The organism is Actinacidiphila sp. bgisy145, from assembly GCF_057708125.1.
Genome location: NZ_JBYIRL010000040.1, coordinates 14504 through 31753, shown reverse-complemented (window position 1 = coordinate 31753; position 17250 = coordinate 14504). Strand labels below are relative to the sequence as shown.

Annotated in this window: 14 protein-coding genes; 9 read left to right on the top strand and 5 right to left on the bottom strand. The window is 73.4% G+C overall.

All coding sequences use genetic code 11. The features are described from left to right. Positions 1 to 24 precede the first annotated feature (24 nt). Positions 25 to 567 carry a hypothetical protein gene (locus AC3ERT_RS29330; protein WP_335972128.1) on the top strand — a complete coding sequence of 181 codons (543 nt, stop codon included), beginning with the start codon at positions 25 to 27 and terminating at the stop codon, positions 565 to 567. 108 nt (positions 568 to 675) lie between these two features. Here the strand turns inward: AC3ERT_RS29330 and AC3ERT_RS29325 are convergent, their stop codons facing one another. Then, positions 676 to 2535 carry a glycoside hydrolase family 2 protein gene (locus tag AC3ERT_RS29325; RefSeq protein WP_435177781.1) on the bottom strand — a complete coding sequence of 620 codons (1860 nt, stop codon included), beginning with the start codon at positions 2533 to 2535 and terminating at the stop codon, positions 676 to 678. Between the two features lie 146 nt (positions 2536 to 2681). Here AC3ERT_RS29325 and AC3ERT_RS29320 point away from each other — a divergent pair, with 146 nt between their 5' ends. The 5 genes from AC3ERT_RS29320 (at position 2682) to AC3ERT_RS29300 (ending at position 8498) form a co-directional block, all read left to right on the top strand. Further along, positions 2682 to 3854: a LacI family DNA-binding transcriptional regulator gene (locus AC3ERT_RS29320; RefSeq protein ID WP_435177779.1), complete on the top strand. Its 1173-nt coding sequence runs from the start codon at positions 2682 to 2684 to the stop codon at positions 3852 to 3854. A 165-nt stretch (positions 3855 to 4019) separates the two neighbouring features. Next, the gene (locus tag AC3ERT_RS29315; RefSeq protein WP_335972121.1) at positions 4020 to 5360 is read left to right on the top strand and encodes an extracellular solute-binding protein; all 1341 of its coding nucleotides are present in this window, start codon (positions 4020 to 4022) and stop codon (positions 5358 to 5360) included. 12 nt (positions 5361 to 5372) lie between these two features. Beyond that, the gene (locus AC3ERT_RS29310; RefSeq protein WP_435134978.1) at positions 5373 to 6371 is read left to right on the top strand and encodes a carbohydrate ABC transporter permease; all 999 of its coding nucleotides are present in this window, start codon (positions 5373 to 5375) and stop codon (positions 6369 to 6371) included. Next, positions 6368 to 7255 carry a carbohydrate ABC transporter permease gene (locus tag AC3ERT_RS29305; protein WP_335972118.1) on the top strand — a complete coding sequence of 296 codons (888 nt, stop codon included), beginning with the start codon at positions 6368 to 6370 and terminating at the stop codon, positions 7253 to 7255. Before AC3ERT_RS29310 ends, AC3ERT_RS29305 begins: the two co-directional genes overlap by 4 nt. A 502-nt stretch (positions 7256 to 7757) precedes the next feature. Continuing rightward, the gene (locus AC3ERT_RS29300; RefSeq protein ID WP_335972117.1) at positions 7758 to 8498 is read left to right on the top strand and encodes an AfsR/SARP family transcriptional regulator; all 741 of its coding nucleotides are present in this window, start codon (positions 7758 to 7760) and stop codon (positions 8496 to 8498) included. A 48-nt stretch (positions 8499 to 8546) separates the two neighbouring features. Here AC3ERT_RS29300 and AC3ERT_RS29295 read toward each other — a convergent pair whose 3' ends face one another. After that, positions 8547 to 9485 (bottom strand): LysR family transcriptional regulator, encoded by a 939-nt coding sequence (locus AC3ERT_RS29295; RefSeq protein ID WP_335972115.1) that lies wholly within the window; start codon positions 9483 to 9485, stop codon positions 8547 to 8549. 71 nt (positions 9486 to 9556) lie between these two features. Here AC3ERT_RS29295 and AC3ERT_RS29290 point away from each other — a divergent pair, with 71 nt between their 5' ends. Continuing rightward, complete coding sequence (locus AC3ERT_RS29290) at positions 9557 to 10720, top strand: TDT family transporter (protein WP_435177777.1); 1164 nt, start codon at positions 9557 to 9559, stop codon at positions 10718 to 10720. A 31-nt stretch (positions 10721 to 10751) separates the two neighbouring features. Here the strand turns inward: AC3ERT_RS29290 and AC3ERT_RS29285 are convergent, their stop codons facing one another. Further along, positions 10752 to 11963, bottom strand: coding sequence for a peptidoglycan recognition protein family protein (locus tag AC3ERT_RS29285; protein ID WP_435177775.1), 1212 nt, complete (start codon positions 11961 to 11963; stop codon positions 10752 to 10754). A 210-nt stretch (positions 11964 to 12173) separates the two neighbouring features. On the opposite strand from AC3ERT_RS29285, the gene AC3ERT_RS29280 reads away from it, so the two are divergent. Beyond that, positions 12174 to 12803 carry a DUF998 domain-containing protein gene (locus AC3ERT_RS29280; RefSeq protein ID WP_335972109.1) on the top strand — a complete coding sequence of 210 codons (630 nt, stop codon included), beginning with the start codon at positions 12174 to 12176 and terminating at the stop codon, positions 12801 to 12803. Positions 12804 to 13035: 232 nt separating this feature from the next. Beyond that, the gene (locus tag AC3ERT_RS29275) at positions 13036 to 13491 is read left to right on the top strand and encodes a hypothetical protein (protein ID WP_335972107.1); all 456 of its coding nucleotides are present in this window, start codon (positions 13036 to 13038) and stop codon (positions 13489 to 13491) included. A gap of 104 nt (positions 13492 to 13595) precedes the next feature. Here AC3ERT_RS29275 and AC3ERT_RS29270 read toward each other — a convergent pair whose 3' ends face one another. Both AC3ERT_RS29270 and AC3ERT_RS29265 read right to left on the bottom strand, forming a co-directional pair. Next, entirely contained in the window at positions 13596 to 14573 is a 978-nt protein-coding gene (locus tag AC3ERT_RS29270) for an acetylxylan esterase (protein ID WP_435177773.1), read from the bottom strand. A 75-nt stretch (positions 14574 to 14648) separates the two neighbouring features. Next, positions 14649 to 17084 carry a glycogen debranching N-terminal domain-containing protein gene (locus AC3ERT_RS29265; protein ID WP_435177815.1) on the bottom strand — a complete coding sequence of 812 codons (2436 nt, stop codon included), beginning with the start codon at positions 17082 to 17084 and terminating at the stop codon, positions 14649 to 14651. Positions 17085 to 17250 lie beyond the last annotated feature (166 nt).

The following is a 17250-nucleotide window of genomic DNA, read 5'->3' as shown; positions in this document are numbered from 1 at the left end:
CCGGACGGGCGGAGGAACGTACGCGTGAGCACCAAACCTGACCTGGTCGGTGTCGTCGGATCGGCCCGGGCGCTGGGCTGGCTCGCGGTGCTCTCCGGGGCGGCCGGGGCGCTGCCCGTCCTGCTCGGGCACACCAAGGGGCTGAGCGGCGCGGCGGTCGCCGTGATCGGGGCGCTGCTGTTCGCCGTGCCGTGCGCGTGGTCCGCGGGGCCGCGCCGCGCCTGGTACCGGGCCCGGCTGGAGGCGGCGGCGCCCGCGCCGGAGGAGTCCGTGGTGACCGCGCCGGAGGAGACCTTCGAGCGCGTCACCCGCCCGATGACCTCGACGGTGGTCGTGACGCTCGGCGTCGGGCTGCTCATCGCCTACACCACCGGGATACCCGCGGGGCTGGTGATCACCGGGATCGGCGCCGGCATGCTCAGCCAGGCCCGCTGGGTCGCCCGCCAGGAGCGGGCCCAGGGCGTGCACCTGCTCTGCCCGGCCGCCCCGAGCCGGGTCTCCGCCGACGACCCGAACCTGGCGGCGTACCAGGAGGTCCCCTTCTACACGGTGCCCGCGCGCGGCTGAGCGGTCATACGCCGCCCCCGCGCACACCCCGCGCACACTCCCCGCACACGCCGCCGCCCCGGACCGGTCGCAGGACCGGGCCGGGGCGGCGTACGCCGTCGGGCAGGCTCACGCCCCGGCGCCCTCCCCCTTCGTGCCGGTGACGATCTCGCGGATCGTCTCCAGCGGCAGCTTCGGGCGGCCGTCGTCGAAGAGCAGGCCGTTCGTCTCCTGCGCGGTGTCCATGAACTGCGTGTAGCAGTAGCCCGCGACCAGCGGGCTGTCCAGCAGCGGCTTGAACAGCTCCCGCAGCAGCGCCGCGTACTGGGTGTCGGAGTCGGTGTAGGTGTACGCGAAGTCGCCCTCGTGCGAGCCCAGCGACAGCCCGCCGAACTCGGTGACCATCAGCGGGGCGTCCCCGGCGGCGAACCGCTCGGCCTGCCGCGCGGTGAGCGAGAGCGTACGGCCGGACGGGCCCGGGCCGGCGAGCAGCGCGTCGAACCCGGCGGCGTCCCCGTAGCGCGCGGTCAGCAGCTCCGGGTCGGCGGTGTAGTCGTGCACGCCGAGGATGTCGCTGTCGGTGTGCTCCCAGCCCTCGTTGGAGACGACCGGCCGGGTCGGGTCGAGCGCGCGGGTGAGGTTGGCCAGCGCCACCGAGAAGTGGTGCTGCGCCGGGTCGCGGGTGATGTCGGTGATGCCCCAGCTCTCGTTGATCGGCACCCAGGTGACGATGCTCGGGTGGCTGCGGTCGCGGCGCACCAGCTCCAGCCACTCCCGGGTCAGCGACTCGACGGCCACCCCGCAGTAGTCGTACGTGGCGCCGGTCTCGCCCCACACCAGCAGCCCGAGCCGGTCGGCCCAGTACAGGAACCGCGGGTCCTCGGCCTTCTGGTGGATGCGGGTGGCGTTGAAGCCCATCGCCTTGGTCAGCTCGACCTCGCGGCGCAGCTCCTCGGTGCCGGCGTTGGCGAGCAGGGTGCGCGGGCGGTAGCCCTGGTTGAGCACCGACCGCACGAAGTACGGGTGGCCGTTGAGCAGGAAGGCGCCGCGCCCGACCTCGGCGGAGCGCACCCCGACGTAGCTGTCCACCTCGTCCACCGCGGCGGACCCGTCCGCGGTGCGCACGGTGACCCGGGCGTCCAGCAGCACCGGCTGCTCCGGGCGCCACAGCAGCTCCTCGCGGTCGATGCCGTTGCGCAGCGCGGGGATCGCCACGTCGATCCGGGCCCGGCGGCCGTCGACGACCGCCGAGGTCCGCGCGAGCACCCGGTCGCCGCGGCTGATCACCACGTCCACGGTGAGCGGGCCGGCCGGCTGCCCGGCGAGCTCCACCTCGGCGGTCACGCCGCGGATCGGGTCGGTGGTCCACGCCAGGTCGGCGATGTGCCGGGCGGGCACGGACTCGGCCCACACGCTCTGCCAGATGCCGGTGGTCCGCTCGTACCAGACCGCGTGCGGCCGCTCCTGCCAGTCCTGCTTGCCGCGCGCCTGCGCCAGTTCGGCCGGGTCGTCCTCGGCGCGGACCACCAGGACGTGCTCGGCGGCGCCGGGGCGCAGCGCGTCGGTCACGTCGGCGGTGAACGGCGTCTGGCCGCCCACGTGTTCGGCCACCAGCGTGCCGTCCAGCCAGACCTTCGCCCGGTGGTCCACGGCGCCGAAGTGGATCAGGGCGCGGCGCGCGGCGCCGTCCTCGGCCGCGGTGTCCGGCACGAGGGCGGTGTGCGGGATGCCGCGGCGGTACCAGACCACGGGGTGGCGCCCGGTCTCGCCGATGCCGGACGCCGGGGACTCCGGCGGGAAGGGCACGGTGATCTGCCGGTCGAACGGCGCACCCGCCCCGTCCCCGCCGGCGCCCGCCGCGAACCAGCCCTCGCGCTCGCCGGCGGCCGCATCGTCGTAGCCGAACTCCCACGCGCCGTCGAGGCTGGTCCACTGCTCCCGGCAGAGCATCGGCCGCGGGTAGGTCCCGTCCTGCTCGCTCGCCCTCACGGCTCCTCCTTCTGCCTGCCCGACATCGGGCGTCGTAAAATTCGTGTGATCAATGACGGCGTCCAGCTTGAGCGATAATTTGCATCGATGCAAGAGGCAAGGTTTCCGAGCAGGCGCGGCCCGTCCCGACCAGAGGGGGAACCCTGGTGGCCAGAGTCAGGATGCGCGACGTCGCCGAGCACGCGGGCGTGTCGGTGCGGACCGTGTCCAATGTGGTCAGCGGATACGCGCACGTCAGCGAGGCGACGCGGGCCCGGGTGCAGCGCTCGCTGGACGAGCTGGGCTACAAGATGGACTACCTCGCGCGCGGCCTGCGCTCGGGCCGCACCGGGTTCGTCGCGCTGGCGGTGCCGTTCGTGGTCGAGCCGTACTTTGCCGCCCTGGCACAGGCGGTCATCCAGGCGGCGGCCCGGCGCGGGACCACCGTGCTCGTGGAGTCCACCGGCGGCGACCCGGAGGTCGAGCGGCGCATCCTGGCGGGCGGCCTGACGAACGTCGCCGACGGGGTGCTGTTCAGCGCGCTCACCCTGCCGGCCACCGACGCGCCCGCCACCGGGCCGGACTTCCCGCTGGTCATGCTGGGTGAGCACAATGTCGGCGACCACCTGCCGCGGGTCGGCATCGACAACGTGGCCGCCGCCCGCGCCGCCGTGGAGCACCTGCTCGCACAGGGCTGCCAGCGGATCGTGGCACTGGGCCGCAACGGCAGCGAGAACGGCCGGCAGCGCGCCGAGGGCTACCAGCAGGCGCTGTCGGCGGCCGGGGTCCGCCGGGTGAACTGGCTGGTCGAGCCGGTGGACGACTGGACCAGGGAGCACGGCTACACCACGACCCTGCGGCTGCTGGAGGGCAGCGGGCCGCTGCCCGACGCGATCTTCGCGTTCAACGACGCGCTGGCGGTGGGTGCGCTGCGCGCGCTGGACGCCTCAGGCGTGCGGGTGCCGGACGAGGTCGCGGTGGTGGGCGTGGACGACATCCCCGAGTGCGCGTACACCCATCCCCCGCTGACCTCGATCGCGCCCGACCTGGACGCGATCGCCGAGCGGTCGCTGAGCCTGCTGGACGCGCAGATCCGCAGCAATGCGAACGGGAACGGCAACGGGACCGGCAACGGCAACAGCGGGGCAGCCGCGGAGACGGCCGCCCCGGCAACGACCGGGGCAGCCTCCGAGCCGGCGTCCGGCCCGGCCACCGAGCACAGCGGCACCGACACGGAGAGTGAAGCCGAGGGCGCCGCGCAGTGGTCCGGCGCCTCCGCCTCGACCCCGTTCCGCCTCGTGGTCCGCGAGTCCTCGCGGCGGACCGGCCCCGCGAAGTAGCCCCGCACCACCCCTGGCCTGCCCTCTCGGGCTCCGGGCACCTTCCGGCGGCGGCCGTGCGGCCCGCCGCCCGGGAAGTTGCCACCGGACTATTGCATCGATGCAAAACGTATGCGATGGTCTGCGGCATCGAGTTCACATCGAATTAACGAGGTGAATATGCCCATGAGCGGAGCGTTGGGGCGCCGCCGGTTCCTGGCGCTCGGTGGAGGGCTGGCCATGTCCGCAGGACTCGCGGCGTGCTCCTCCCCGTTGGCCACAGGACTGGCCGGCACGCAGCCGGACACCGCCGACATCATCTTCTGGAACCTGTTCACCGGTGGTGACGGCGCCAACATGGTGCTGATGGAGAAGGCGTTCCGCAAGACCCACCCCGGGTTGTCCGTCGAGGCGACCATCCTGGGCTGGGGGAACCCGTACTACACGAAGCTGGCGCTCGCCACGGCCAGCGGCACACCACCGGACGTCGGCATCTCCCACCTGTCCCGGCTGCCGCTGCTGGCGGCCTCCGGGCTGCTGACCCCGGTCGAGGACGCGGGCGTCGGGGAACTGGGCATCACCTCGGACAAGTTCACCCCCGCCGCCTGGCAGAAGGCCACCGTCGGCGGGACCGTGTACGCGGTCCCGCTGGACACCCACCCCTTCGTCCTCTACTACAACACCGACCTGGCGCAGAAGGCCGGGCTGCTCAACGCGGCCGGGGACGACCTGAAGCCGATGAAGAACGCCGCGGAGTTCCTCGACGCGGTCAAGGCGATGAAGGACGCGGGCGCGCAGTACGGCGCCGTCATGTCGATCACCGCCGACCCGTCCACCTGCTGGCGCTTCTTCAGCATGATCTACTCCGGGATCGCCGGGCCGGTCGTCACGCACGAGGGCACCAGGGTCGCGGTGGACGAGGACGCGGCGCAGTCCACGTTCGCCTTCATGCAGAGCCTGACCAAGGGCGGGCTGATGCCCAAGAGCCTGACCGGCTCCGGGGTGAACGCCCTGTTCTCCACCGGCAAGTCGGGCTTCCTCTTCGACGGCGAGTGGCAGATCCCGTCCTACCGGGACGTCAAGGGCCTGCACTTCAACGTGGTGCCCTTCCCGGCGCTGCTCGGCCCCAAGCCGGTGGCGTACGCCGACTCGCACTCGCTGATCATCCCGCACAACGGCAGGCGCTCGGCGTCCCGCACCGCGCACGCGGCACTGTTCGTCAAGAGCCTGCTCGACAACAGCGCGATCTGGGCGCACGGCGGCCATGTGCCGGCCTGGCTGCCCACCCAGCGCAGCAAGGCGTTCCAGGACCAGTCGCCGCAGCGCAACTACGTCCAGGCCGCGTTCAACGCGGTCTACGACCCGGTCGCCTGGTACACGGGCGCCGGCTCGGACTTCCAGACCACGGTGGGCTCCACGATCATCGAGGTCATCGCGGGCCGGCTCACCCCCAAGGCGGGTGCCGCCCAGCTGCGTTCGGACCTGAAGCGCTACACCACCGCCCGACCGCCGGTCAAGATCGGATAGGAGGCCGCCACCATGACGACCATCGCCTCTGAGCGGCCCGCCGAGCGACCGGCCCGCCGCGTCACCCTGCGCACGGACCGGGAGCGCGCCCCGCGCTCCGAACGCCGGGCCGGGCTGCTGCTCAGCTCGCCCTTCCTCATCGTCTATTTGCTGTTCATGATCGGCCCGCTGGCGGTCGGCATCGTGGTCAGCTTCTTCAACACCACGACCGTCAAGAGCGGCCTCGGCGGCTGGGTGGGCCTGGCCAACTACCGCACGGTGCTCAAGGACTCGCTCTTCTGGTCCGCGATGTGGCACTCGGTGCTCTTCACGCTGCTGACCACGCCGCTGCTGGTGGTGCTCGCCCTGGTCTTCGCCATCCTGGCCTCCCGGGTGCGGCGCGGCACCGTCTTCTACCGGCTGGCGTTCTTCGCGCCCTACGTGGTGCCGTCGTCGGTGGTCGTGCTGGTCTTCCTGTGGATGTACACCCCGCAGGTCGGGCTGATCCCCAAGCTCTTCAGCGCGGTCGGGCTCACCTCGCCGGACTTCATCGGCAGCACCTCGGGCGGCTGGACGGCCGTGGTGCTGATGACCCTGTGGTGGACGTTCGGCTTCAACTTCGTCCTGTACACCGCGGGCATCCAGGACGTGCCCACCGAGGTGTACGAGGCCGCCGCCATCGACGGCGCGAGCCCATGGCAGCAGATCCGCTACCTGACGGTGCCGCTGCTCAGCCGCACCACCAGCCTGGTGCTCATCCTCCAGATCCTGGCCTCGCTGAAGGTGTTCGACCAGATCTACCTGCTGCTGGGCGGCGGCCCGAACCAGTCGACCCGCCCGGTCATCGAGTACATCTACGACACCGGCTTCACCTCGTACCGCGGTGGTTACGGCGCCGCCGCCACCATGGTCTATTTCGTCATCATCGTCGCGATCTCGGCGGCCTGGTACGCGCTGCGGCACTACCGGACCGCCGCCGCCGAACGGGCCGCCGAACAGCCGGCACCGCGGGCCGAACGGAGGACCTCATGACCACCCTTGCCCCCGTACAGCGGCGCCGCCGCTCCCCGGGGCCGACCGCGATCGCCGGCCACGCCAACGGCGCGAAGCTCTTCAACCGGCTGTGCACGGTGTGCGTGACGCTGTTCGCGCTGGTCTGGCTGGTGCCGCTGGTGTGGGCGCTGATCACCTCGCTCCGCTCGGACGGGTCGATCACCGCCAAGCCCACCTCGCCCTTCGCGGGCGGCTGGTCCTTCCACGCCTACTCCTACGCGTGGGACAACTACCCGATCGGCTACTGGTACCTCAACAGCCTGGTGATCGCGACGCTCGCGGTCGTCTTCACCGTGACGCTGTGCTCGATGGCCGCCTTCGCGCTGGCGCTGCTGCGCTTCCCCGGGCGCAACGCGGTGATGGCGCTGATCGTCGCCGGGCTGATGCTGCCCACCGAGGGGCTGGTGCTGCCGCAGTTCATCGAGTACCGCTCGCTGCACCTGCTGGGCACCTACTGGGCGCTGGTGCTGCCGTCGGTCGCCGCCCCGGTGTCGGTCTTCGTCTTCCACTCCTTCTTCCAGGGCATCCCGACACCGCTGATCGAGGCGGCGCGGCTGGACGGGGCGAGCTGGTGGCGGGTCTACTGGTCGGTCTGCCTGCCGATCTCCCGCCCGGCGGTGGCCACGGTCGCCATCCTCACCTTCATCAGCTCCTGGAACTCCTTCCTGTGGCCGCTGCTGGTGCTCAGCCAGACCAAGTCCCAGACGGTGCCGGTGGGTCTGGCGTCGCTGGTCAACCCGAGCAACATCCAGTACGCGGAGGTGATGGCGTCCTCGGTGCTCGGCTTCCTGCCCCTGATCGCGGTCTTCCTGATCTTCCAGCGGCAGATCGTGCAGGGCGTCGCTACCACCGGGCTGAAGTAATCCGGCGGCATACACACGTACCCACCGCGGTGTGCGCGGGCGGAGCGCCCCGGCGTGGATTCCACGCCGGGGCGCTCTGCTCGAAGCGCGCTCGAACCGCCGTGAATTGTCCGGGAACCTCGCATTGACGAATACCCGCTACTGTGGTCCGCGTGTCCGGGAAAACCCCGGCCGCCCATTCCGCCGCCCGCCGCCCGGCCCCGGCGCGCAGTTGCCCCCACCCACCCGGCGGGCGGGGGTGGCGTTCGGTCTTTCTGTCGAAGAGATCCAGACAGTCGCGCCCCCGGTGAAGCGCCCTGATCGGCGTCATCGCGAGCACAAGTCCCCCACAACAGGGCCACACCGCACATCATTTGAGCTCTTTGACCGCCTTGTCACATTTGCCGCTTTGTTACGCTGTCCCATGGTCTTGAAGGACACTCCGCCCTGATAGGCATGCTGGGGGTAGCAAATGAAGATCGGCATTCTCGGTCCGCTCTTTGTGCAGCCGGACGGCGTCTGTATGACGCCGAGCGCACCGAAACTGCGCAAGGTGCTGTCGATGCTGGTCGTCTATTCAGGACAGGTCGTTCCGGTGTCGTCCCTCATGGCGGAACTCTGGGACGAGAATCCACCGAACAGCTGTCTCACCACCGTACAGACCTACATTCTCAGCCTCCGCAAACTCTTCGCGTCGGGCACCGGCCTGTCCAGCGCGCAGGTCGCGCGGGAGATCCTGCGCACCGAGTCCGGCGGCTACCGCTTCGTCGCCGGCTCCGCGGAACTGGACATCGAACGGTACAACTCGCTCGCGGTGGCCGGCCGCCGCTCGCTCGACGCCGGCGACGACCGCACCGGCAGCCGCCAACTCGGCGAGGCCCTGCGGCTGTGGCGCGGCCCGGCGCTGACCGGCGTCCCGGTCGGCCGCCTGCTGGAGGCCGACCGCTACCGCCTGGAGGAGTCCCGGCTCGTGGTGCACGAGTACTGGGTGGACACCCAACTCCGGCTCGGCGGCTACCGCGACGTGCTCGCGAGCCTGGCCGGCCTCACCGTCGAGCACCCCCTGCACGAGAACCTCCACATGCAGTACATGAAGGCGCTGTTCCTCAACGGGCGGCGCGGCCAGGCGCTGGAGGTCTTCCACCGGCTGCGCCGCAACCTGGTGAGCGAACTGGGCCTGGAGCCCGGGGGCCCCGCCCAGCGCCTCCAGCGGGCGATCCTCACGGAGGACCCGGACATCGCGCGCGCCGCCTGGACCGCGTGAGGCTCCGGCCCGCCCCTGAGGGTCCGCGGCGCAGCCGGGGCGCGGGCCTCAGGGGGCGGGCGGGGGCGGCGGGGACCAGCGGCGGGCGATGGCGGCGAGTTCGCGGGCCGCGCCGGAGAAGTCCTGGCCGGTGCGGCGCGCCACCCGCAGCGTACGGGTCAGGTCCAGCCCGTCCACCGGCACCGCGACCAGGGTGCCCGCCGCGAGGTCGCGCTCGACGGCGAGCGAGCTGAGCACCGCGGGCGCGACCCCCTCGGCCACCGCCGTCTTGATCGCCGTGGTCGAGGAGACCTCGATCACCGGCGCCGCGAGCCGGCGGCCGGATACGGCCCGCAGCGCGCGCTCCAGGTACAGCCGGGTGCCCGACCCGTGCTCCCGGCTGACCAGCGAGGTCGCGGCCAGCTCGTCGGGGGTGAGGGCGTCCTGCGGGCGGCGCCGGGCCCAGGGGTGCCCGGGGTGCACCACCACCTTCAGCTCGTCCCGCCCGACCGGGTCCGCGGTGATGCCGCGCGGCACCGCCGGGCCCTCCACGAACCCGATGGCCGCCGCGCCGCCGAGCACCGCCGCGGCCACCTCGTCGGAGTTCCCGGTGGTCAGGGCCACCGCGGTGCCCTCCACCGCCTGGTGGAAGCGGACCAGCCAGTGCGGCAGCAGGTACTCGGCGATGGTCATGCTCGCGGCCACCGGCAGCCGCGCCTCGGCGGTCAGGTGCAGCGAGGTCAGTCCCGCCTCCAGGGCCGCGGCCGCGTCGAGCGCGGTGCGCGCCCAGTCCGCGACCAAGGCGCCCTGCGCGGTCAGCCGGGACCCCTGCGGCGAGCGCTCCAGCAGGGTGACGCCCGTACGCCGCTCCAGGTACCTGATCCGGGAACTGGCCGCGGGCTGGCTGATGCCGTGCTCGCGCGCGGCGGCGCCCAGGCTGCCCAGCCGCGCCACGGACAGCAGCAGGTCGAACGGGCCCAGGTCGCGCACCCGGCTGGTCAGGGGCATAAGCCCAGTCTATGGCGCCATGCCGTACTGCTCCCTACCCGCGCCGCCGGACCGGCCGGAGGGTGGAGGGCATGACCTCTTCGCTCGCCGCACCGCCGCGCCCCGGCGGCGCCCGGTCCGCACGCCGCCTCCCGTGGGGGCTGCTGCGTGAACTCGACCGCCCCGCCGACCTGTTCCGGCACCTGGGCCCCAACTGGTACGCCTCGGTCATGGGCACCGGCATCACCGCGAACGCGGCGGCGACCCTGCCCGTCCACGCGCCCGGGCTGCGGACGGCCGCCACCGTCGTCTGGGCGCTGGCCGCCTTCCTGCTCGTCGCGCTCACCGCCGCATGGGCCGTACACGCCACCCGGCACCGCGACCGGGCGAGGGCGCACGCCCACCACCCGGTGATGGCACACTTCTGGGGTGCCCCGGCGATGGCGCTGCTCACCGTGGGCGCGGGCACCCTCTCCCTCGGCCAGGACCGGATCGGCGCCCACCCGGCCCTCGTCGTCGACGCCGTGCTGTGGACGGCGGGCACCGCGCTCGGGCTGGTCACCGCGGTGTGGATTCCGTACCGGATGATGACCGGCGGCGAGGTGGCCGCCGACGGCGCGTTCGGCGGCTGGCTGATGCCGGTGGTGCCGCCGATGGTCTCGGCCGCGACCGGCGCCGCGCTCGTCCCCCACCTCGCGCCCGGCCAGGGCCGGTTGACGATGCTGCTGGGCTGCTACGCGATGTTCGGCATCAGCCTGTTCGCGAGCGTGGTGATCATCACCCAGGTCTGGGCGCGGCTGATGCACCACTCCGTCGGCCCGGCCGTCATGGTCCCCACCCTGTGGATCGTGCTCGGCCCGCTCGGCCAGTCCGTCACCGCCGCCAACCTGCTCGGCGGTGCCGCCCACCTCGCCCTGCCGCGCCCGTACGCGGGCGCCGCCGAGGCGTTCGGCTTCCTCTACGGCGTGCCCGCCTGGGGCTTCGCCATGATGTGGCTGGCGCTGGCGGCGAGCCTCACCCTGCGCACCGCCCGCCGCGGCCTGCCCTTCTCGCTGACCTGGTGGAGCTTCACCTTCCCGGTCGGCACCTGCGTCACCGGCACCAGCGCCCTCGCGGTGCACCTCGGCTCGACGCCGTTGAAGGCGGTCGCCGTCGCGCTCTACGGCTTCCTCGTCGCCGCCTGGCTCACCGTGGGCGCCCGGACCGCCGCGGGCAGCGCCCGCGGCGGCCTCTTCCGCGCCGCCCCGACCCGGTGACGGGCCACCGACGCGGTGCGGGACCGCCGGCTCAGTGGCGGCCGAACGCCTCGCGCACCGAGCCGCCGACGACCGCGCACCATGTGCTCAGGTCCGCCTTGCCGTTCGGGGCGAGGCCGTGCAGGCGCTGCATGCCCCGCACCGCCCGCACCGTGGCGGCGTCGTAGGTGCCGCTGACGGCCACGTCGCCGTACCCCTTGCGGCTGAGCATCAACTGGAGCGCGCTGACCGGCAGTCCGGTGGAGTGCCGGTCCAGGCACGGGGCGAGCGCCTCCCAGGTGGCGGCGTCGAAGGTGCAGTCCGCGGTGACGGGGATGCCGTGCGTGGTCTGGAAGTCGGCGACCGCGTCGTTCATGTCGAGGCCGAAGTCGCCGTCGGTGGCGAGGGAGTAGCCGGCGGCGTCCAGCAGGTACTGCGCCACCTCTACCACCGGTCCGTCGACGAACCGCCAGATGTCGGGCCAGCGGCGGGCGGGTATCAGCGCGTGCGGGGTGCCCAGGGCCCGCAGCACCCGCGCGCGCACCATCGGGAACTGGGCGTAGAACGCGATCCCGGGGCAGTCGGTCAGGTAGAAGTCCCAGTGCCCGAAGATGTCCCAGGCGTTCAGGCCGAACTTGCGGCAGACCGCGGCGCACAGCTCGACCAGCGAGTCCAGCAGCGCGTCGGGCGGCGTCTGCGTGATGTACGTGCCCTCGTTCTCGATGCCGATCGCGTTGCCGTTCTCGCCCGGGCAGTGCGCGGCGACCACCTGGTGCTCGCCCGCCTCCAGCGTCGACAGGCTCTGGTGCCGGCCCTCCAGGACGTAGCCGCCGCGGCTGACCGTGAAGTGCTGGCCGGTGTCCGCCCAGCCGTTGGTGTCCATGTGCAGGTTCTGGCAGTCCTTGGCCAGCTGGATCGCGTGGTCGCGCGAGTAGTCGGTGACGTTCGGGAACGCCATGTGGTGCAGGATGATCTTGTTGGTGGTGTTGCCGGTGATCTGGATCGGGCTCGACGGCGGACGGGCGCCCCAGGTGTCGCAGTCGATGATCCAGGGGAACTCGGCCGAGGGCGTCTCGGGCTCCGCGCCCTCCGCGTGCGCGGTGCCCGGGAAGGCCAGCCCGGTGCCGACGACCGCGGCCACCGTCCCGCCCAGCCCGGCTCTGAACAGGGTGCGCCGGTCCACCTCGTGCGGTGTGCGCCGATCCGCCTCGTACGGTGTGCCCCGGTCTGCCCCGTGCCCTGCCTCGTGCTCGTGGACGCCCATGCGCTCTCCCCAGACGAACGCGGCGGCCTCTGCCGGCCGCCGACGGCAAGCGGAGACTATGCGGCCGGCTGACGCACCACCAGAAGCTCTTCGAGATCCTTGCGGCGGGCGCCGCGGGATGTCCCGGAAAGGCCGCGCATGCGGCGCTTCGCACGAGGGCGTCGGGTCGTCGGGAGCGCGCCGATGAGCTGACGGTTTTATTATGTAGTGATGCGACTTGTGGCTTGGTGGGCGCTGATCTCGTCGAGCTGTGCCCCTGTGGTGTTGGTCGTGGGCTTCACGACGGCGACCTTGCTGGAGGAGCCGGGCTACAACCCGGTGACGCAGACGATCAGCGTGCTGGCGGCCGGTAACCACCGCGGTTACCTGGTGCTGACCGGCACACTGGTCGCCGTCGGGAGCTGCTACATGGCGACCGCGTGGGGCCTGCACGCCGCCAAGCTCACCGGGCGGCTGTGCCTGGCCGGGGGCGGGCTGGCCGCGATCCTGCTGACGGTCTTCCCCGCGCCGCGCACCGGGGGCTCGCTGTCGCACGGCGCCGTCGTCGGCGTCGGCTTCACCCTGCTGGCCCTGTGGCCGGTCTTCGCCACCCGCCGCGGCCGCCGCGCGCCGTGGGGGCTGCGGCCGGTGCCGTCGGTGGCGATGAGCGCGCTGATGTGGGCGGGCGCGGCCTGGTTCCTGGTCGAGGTGGAGATCGACGGCGCGGCGGGCGTCGCCGAGCGGGTCGTGACGTCGGTGCAGGCGCTGTGGCCGGTGGTCGTGGTGCTCTCCTGCGTGTGGCACGCCCGGCGCCATGGCCGGCCGCGCCCGGCGGTGGCCGCCGGACCGCGCACGCCGTAGCGTCGGCGGCCGCGGCCGGTGGACGGCCGGGTGGGGCCGGGTGGAGGACAGCACGACCGAACGGGCTGGTCAGAGCGGTCGCCGGCAGTGCTCTCCACCCTGGGGTTGACGGGGGAGGCCCGCAGATCTCCACCCGCGGATCAACCCGTGGGTTGGTCCGCCGGCGGGCTCCGATCGGCAGCATGGAGGTGTCTTCCTCCTCCTGCCGGTGCCTGTCGAAGGGCGGTCCCCTGTGAGTTCCCACGGTCTGGTCAATGTGGCCGTCGCCGCGGTCGTCCTGGTCTGGCTGGTGAGTCGCCAGCTGTCCACCAGGCCGCTGCGCGAGAAATCCCGGGTCGGTCTGGTCCTGATCGTGGTGGGGGCCGTCGAGACCGTGTCGTTCACCGCCAAGCACCCGCTGCACGGCGGCGAGGTCGGGATAGCCGCGCTGAGCCTGGCCCTCGGCGTGGCGCTGGCCGCCGCCCGCGGCTTCACCGTCACGGTCTGGCGCGAGGGCACGGAGTACTTCCGCAAGGGGAACCTGGTCACCGCCGCGCTGTGGATAGCCGGCATCGGCCTCCACCTGCTGCTGGACGACCTGGCCGGCTCCGGCCTCGGCCCGGCCAGCATCCTGCTCTACGTCGGCGTGGTGCTCGCGGTGCAGAACGCCGTGCTGACGAGCCGCTCGCGCACGGCGGTGGCCCGATGACCGGCTTCCTCATACCTCGCGGCCCGGGTCGGCCGCCCCGGGCCGGCAGCTGCCCGGCGGCCGGACGGTCCGGCCGCCGGACGGTGCGGGTCCGCTGACCCCGGTCAGCTCACCTCGCCCAGCACGGACCGCAGGAAGTCGAGCTGGTGGACGACCTGGTGCTGCCCGCCGCCCTCGTGGCGGTTGTAGGGCCAGACGCGGATGTCCTTCGGCCCCGCGTAGTGGTTGTGGGCGGCGAAGACCGTGGAGGGCGGGCAGATGTCGTCCATCAGGCCGACCGCGAAGAGCGCGGGCGCGGTGGCCCGGGCGGCGAAGTTGACGCCGTCGAAGTAGGAAAGGGTGGTGAACACCTGCTCCACCTGGTCGCGATGGGTGCGCAGGTAGGTCCAGATCTCCCGGTAGGCGTTGCCCTCCACGACGGACAGCGCCCGGCGGTAGTGACACAGCGAGGGCTGGTCGATGACCGCGGCCCGGACCCCGTCGGCGAGGGCGGCCGCGGCCAGCGCGATGCCCCCGCCCTGGCTACCGCCGGCCAGCACGATGCGTTCCCGGTCGACGGCCGGGTGGGCGCGGGCGGCGTCCACCGCGCGGACCGCGTCGGTGAACACCCGCCGGTAGTAGTAGTCCTCCGGGCGCTGGATGCCTCGGGTGACCATGCCGGGCGATGAGGACCCGGCGCTGCCGTGCGGGTCACCGGTGGCGCCGGGCTGGAGCGATCCGCCCTGCCCGCGGGTGTCCATCAGCAGGTGGGCATAGCCCGCGGCGGGCCAGGTCAGCCACTCGTAGGGGAAGCCGCGCCCGCCGCCGTAGCCGAGGTAGCCGACCACGCAGGGCCGGGGCGTGCGGGCGGCGGCGGGCACCAGCAGCCAGCCCGCCACCGGGTCGCCGTTGTAACCGGGGAAGCGCACATCGTAGACGCGCACCTCGCTGAGCCGGGCGTCGTGGGGCGTGAACTCGGCCGGGCGGTCGTGGCTGCGGGCCTCGGCGAGCGTCGCGGCCCAGAAGGCGTCGAAGTCCGCGGGTTCCTGCCGGTCCGGCAGGTAGGTGCGCAGTTGGTCGAGCGGCAGGTCGGTCTCGGGCACGGGGCGGTCCTCCTGCGGGGGCGGGTGCGTTGGTCGGAGTACGGCGGACGGGCTACGGCGGGCGGAAGCCGGCGGTCAGGGCCGGGCGGGCGCCCGGTGGGCGCCGTCCAGGGTGAGGCTGTCGGGGGCGGAGACCTCGACCCGGCCGGCAGCGTCGAGCCGCACGGACAGCGGGCCGCCCGCCACCCGCAGGCCGGTGACGTGCAGCGGACCGAACGCCCCGGCGGCCGCGGGGTCGACGCGCAGCCGGCCGCCGGGCACGTCCGCGGCCAGTCCGAGGGCGGCCTGCACCAGCAGCACACCGGCGGCGGCCGACCAGGCCTGGGGGCGGCAGGCGGCGGGGTAGGGGGCGGGGGCCTCGTCGTAGGCGCTGCCGTGCCCGCCGTACAGCTCCGGCAGGCGGGCCTCGAAGCCGGCGGAGGCGGCGACCAGGCCCTTGGCGAGCGGCACCGCCTGATCCGGGAAACCGGCCCTGACCAGGCCGTGCACCGCTATCGCCGTGTCGTGCGGCCAGACGGAGCCGACGTGGTAGCCGAGCGGGTTGAAGCCGGCGTTGCGGCTGCTGAGGGTGCGTAGCCCGAAGCCGCAGTCGAGGTCGGGCCCGGCCAGCCGGGCGGCGAGCAGCGCGCTCTCCTCGCGGTCGAGCAGCCCGGTGCCGAGCAGGTGCCCGAAGGCGGAGGTGGCGGAGTCGACCGGGCGCTTGTCGGCGTCGAGGGCGACCGCGGGGTAGCGGCCGAGCGCGTCGGAGACCCAGAAGCTCTCCCGGAAGCGGCGCCGTACGGTGGCGGCCCACTCCTCCCAGCGGTCCGCGCCGGGGCGGTCGAAGGCACGCAGCAGGGCGGCGCCGGCGGTGGCGGCCTCGTAGGCGTACGCCTGGACCTCGCACAGGGCGATGGGGGGTGCGGCGAGCCGGCCGTCGCGCCAGCGGATGGAGTCGCCGGAGTCCTTCCAGCCCTGGTTGGCCAGGCCGCTGCCGGTGCTGTCGACGTACTCCAGCAGGCCGTCGCCATCGGCGTCGCCGTGGCGGGCCAGCCACTCCAGCCCGGCCTCGGCGTGCGGCAGCAGTGCGGCGACCTCGTGGTCGGGCATGCCCCAGCGCCAGGCGTCGTGCAGCAGCGTGATCCACAGCGGGGTGGCGTCCACGGTTCCGTAGTAGACGGCGGGCAGCGCGCGGGAGTCGGCCAGCCGCAGCGCCTCGCGGCGCACCTCGTGCAGGATCTTGCCGGGCTGCTCCTCGGTGCGTGCGTCGGTGCGGGTGCCCTGGCGGCGGGCCAGGGTGCGCAGGGTGCCCGCGGCCAGTTCGGTGCCGAGCGGCAGCAGCATGCGGGCAGCCCACAGCGAGTCGCGCCCGAAGAGGGTGAGGAACCAGGGCGCCCCGGCGGCCAGGAAGGCGTCGCCGGGGTGGTCCGGGTCGGTGAGCAGCAGCCGCTCCAGGTCGCCGACGGAACGGGCCACCAGGGCGTCCAGCCGCTGGTCGGCGGAGGCGACCCGGGGCCGGGGCCAGTCCACGCTGCCGGCGGCGGGCGCCGGGAAGAGCACGGGCCGCGGGTCCCGCACGGTGCACTCGAGGTCGGCCTGCCAGGAGGTGCCGGGGGCGAGTTCCAGGCGGTAGCGCAGCTCGCCGTCCGCGGGCCGGAGGGCCGGGGCGGCGGCGTGGGTGACGGGGACGGCCGCCTGGGTGACCGGATCGGCGGCCGGGCCGGCCGGCGGGTCCTGCGCGGGGTCGGCGGCCGGCAGCGGGCGCAGCACGACGCGCAGGCCGTCCTCGTCGTGCCAGGTCAGGCCGGTGGCCGCGGCGTTCGCGGCTGCCGCGGCGGCCTCGGCGCTGTCAGGTGTGCCGGTGCCGCCGGGAAGGCCGGAACCGCCGCGGCCACCGGGGTCGCGGGGCTCGGAGGGAGCAGGGTGCTCGGGGTGTCCGGAGGGCTCGGCGGGGGCCGCCGCCGCGGGCCGCAGCCGCGGGAAGCGGCCGCTCTTGACGTCGTCCATCCGTGCCAGGTCGGTGCCCGCGGCCACCACCATGGTCAGCGAGACATGCAGCGCACCGGAGTTCGTGACCCGCAGCGTCTCCCGCAACCGGCCGGGCGTCAAGCGCCGGACCCGGTGGAGTGTGACGGCCGGGTCGGCCGTGCTCTCGCCGACGCCGCGCAGCACCGCGCGGTAGGCGGTCTCGTCGGCCGCCCGCAGGGTGTGCCCGACCGGCGCCAGCAGCACCGGCACGGCGCCCGAGCCCGCGTCCCCGCCCGCGCCCTCACCTGAGTCCTCGCCTGCGCCGCCGGTGCCGCCCGCGCCGCCCGCGCCGCCGGTCTCGAAGCGCACCTCCAGCCGGGACAGCGCGCGCCGGTCGCCGTGGAAGAAGCCGTCCGCCCCGCCCGCCAGGTCACCGCTGCGCCGGGACAGCGCCAGGCTCGGCGCGTACACGGTCGTGCAGGCGTCGTGCAGGAACGGCTGGAGCCCTTCCGCTGGGTCTGCGGAGGCGGGGGTGTCGGCGCCGGTGCGCCCCTGGACAGCCATGTTCACGGTGCGGTGCCTCTCGTCGTGGCGACGGTGGGGTCAAGAGGGTCGATGCGTGGTCCGCATCTTCGGATCGAACCTTCGGATCGAACCTTTGGATCGATCAAATCGCACCTTACCCCTTGCCAACCAGCACCAGAAGGGGATTTTATCGTTCCACCAAACG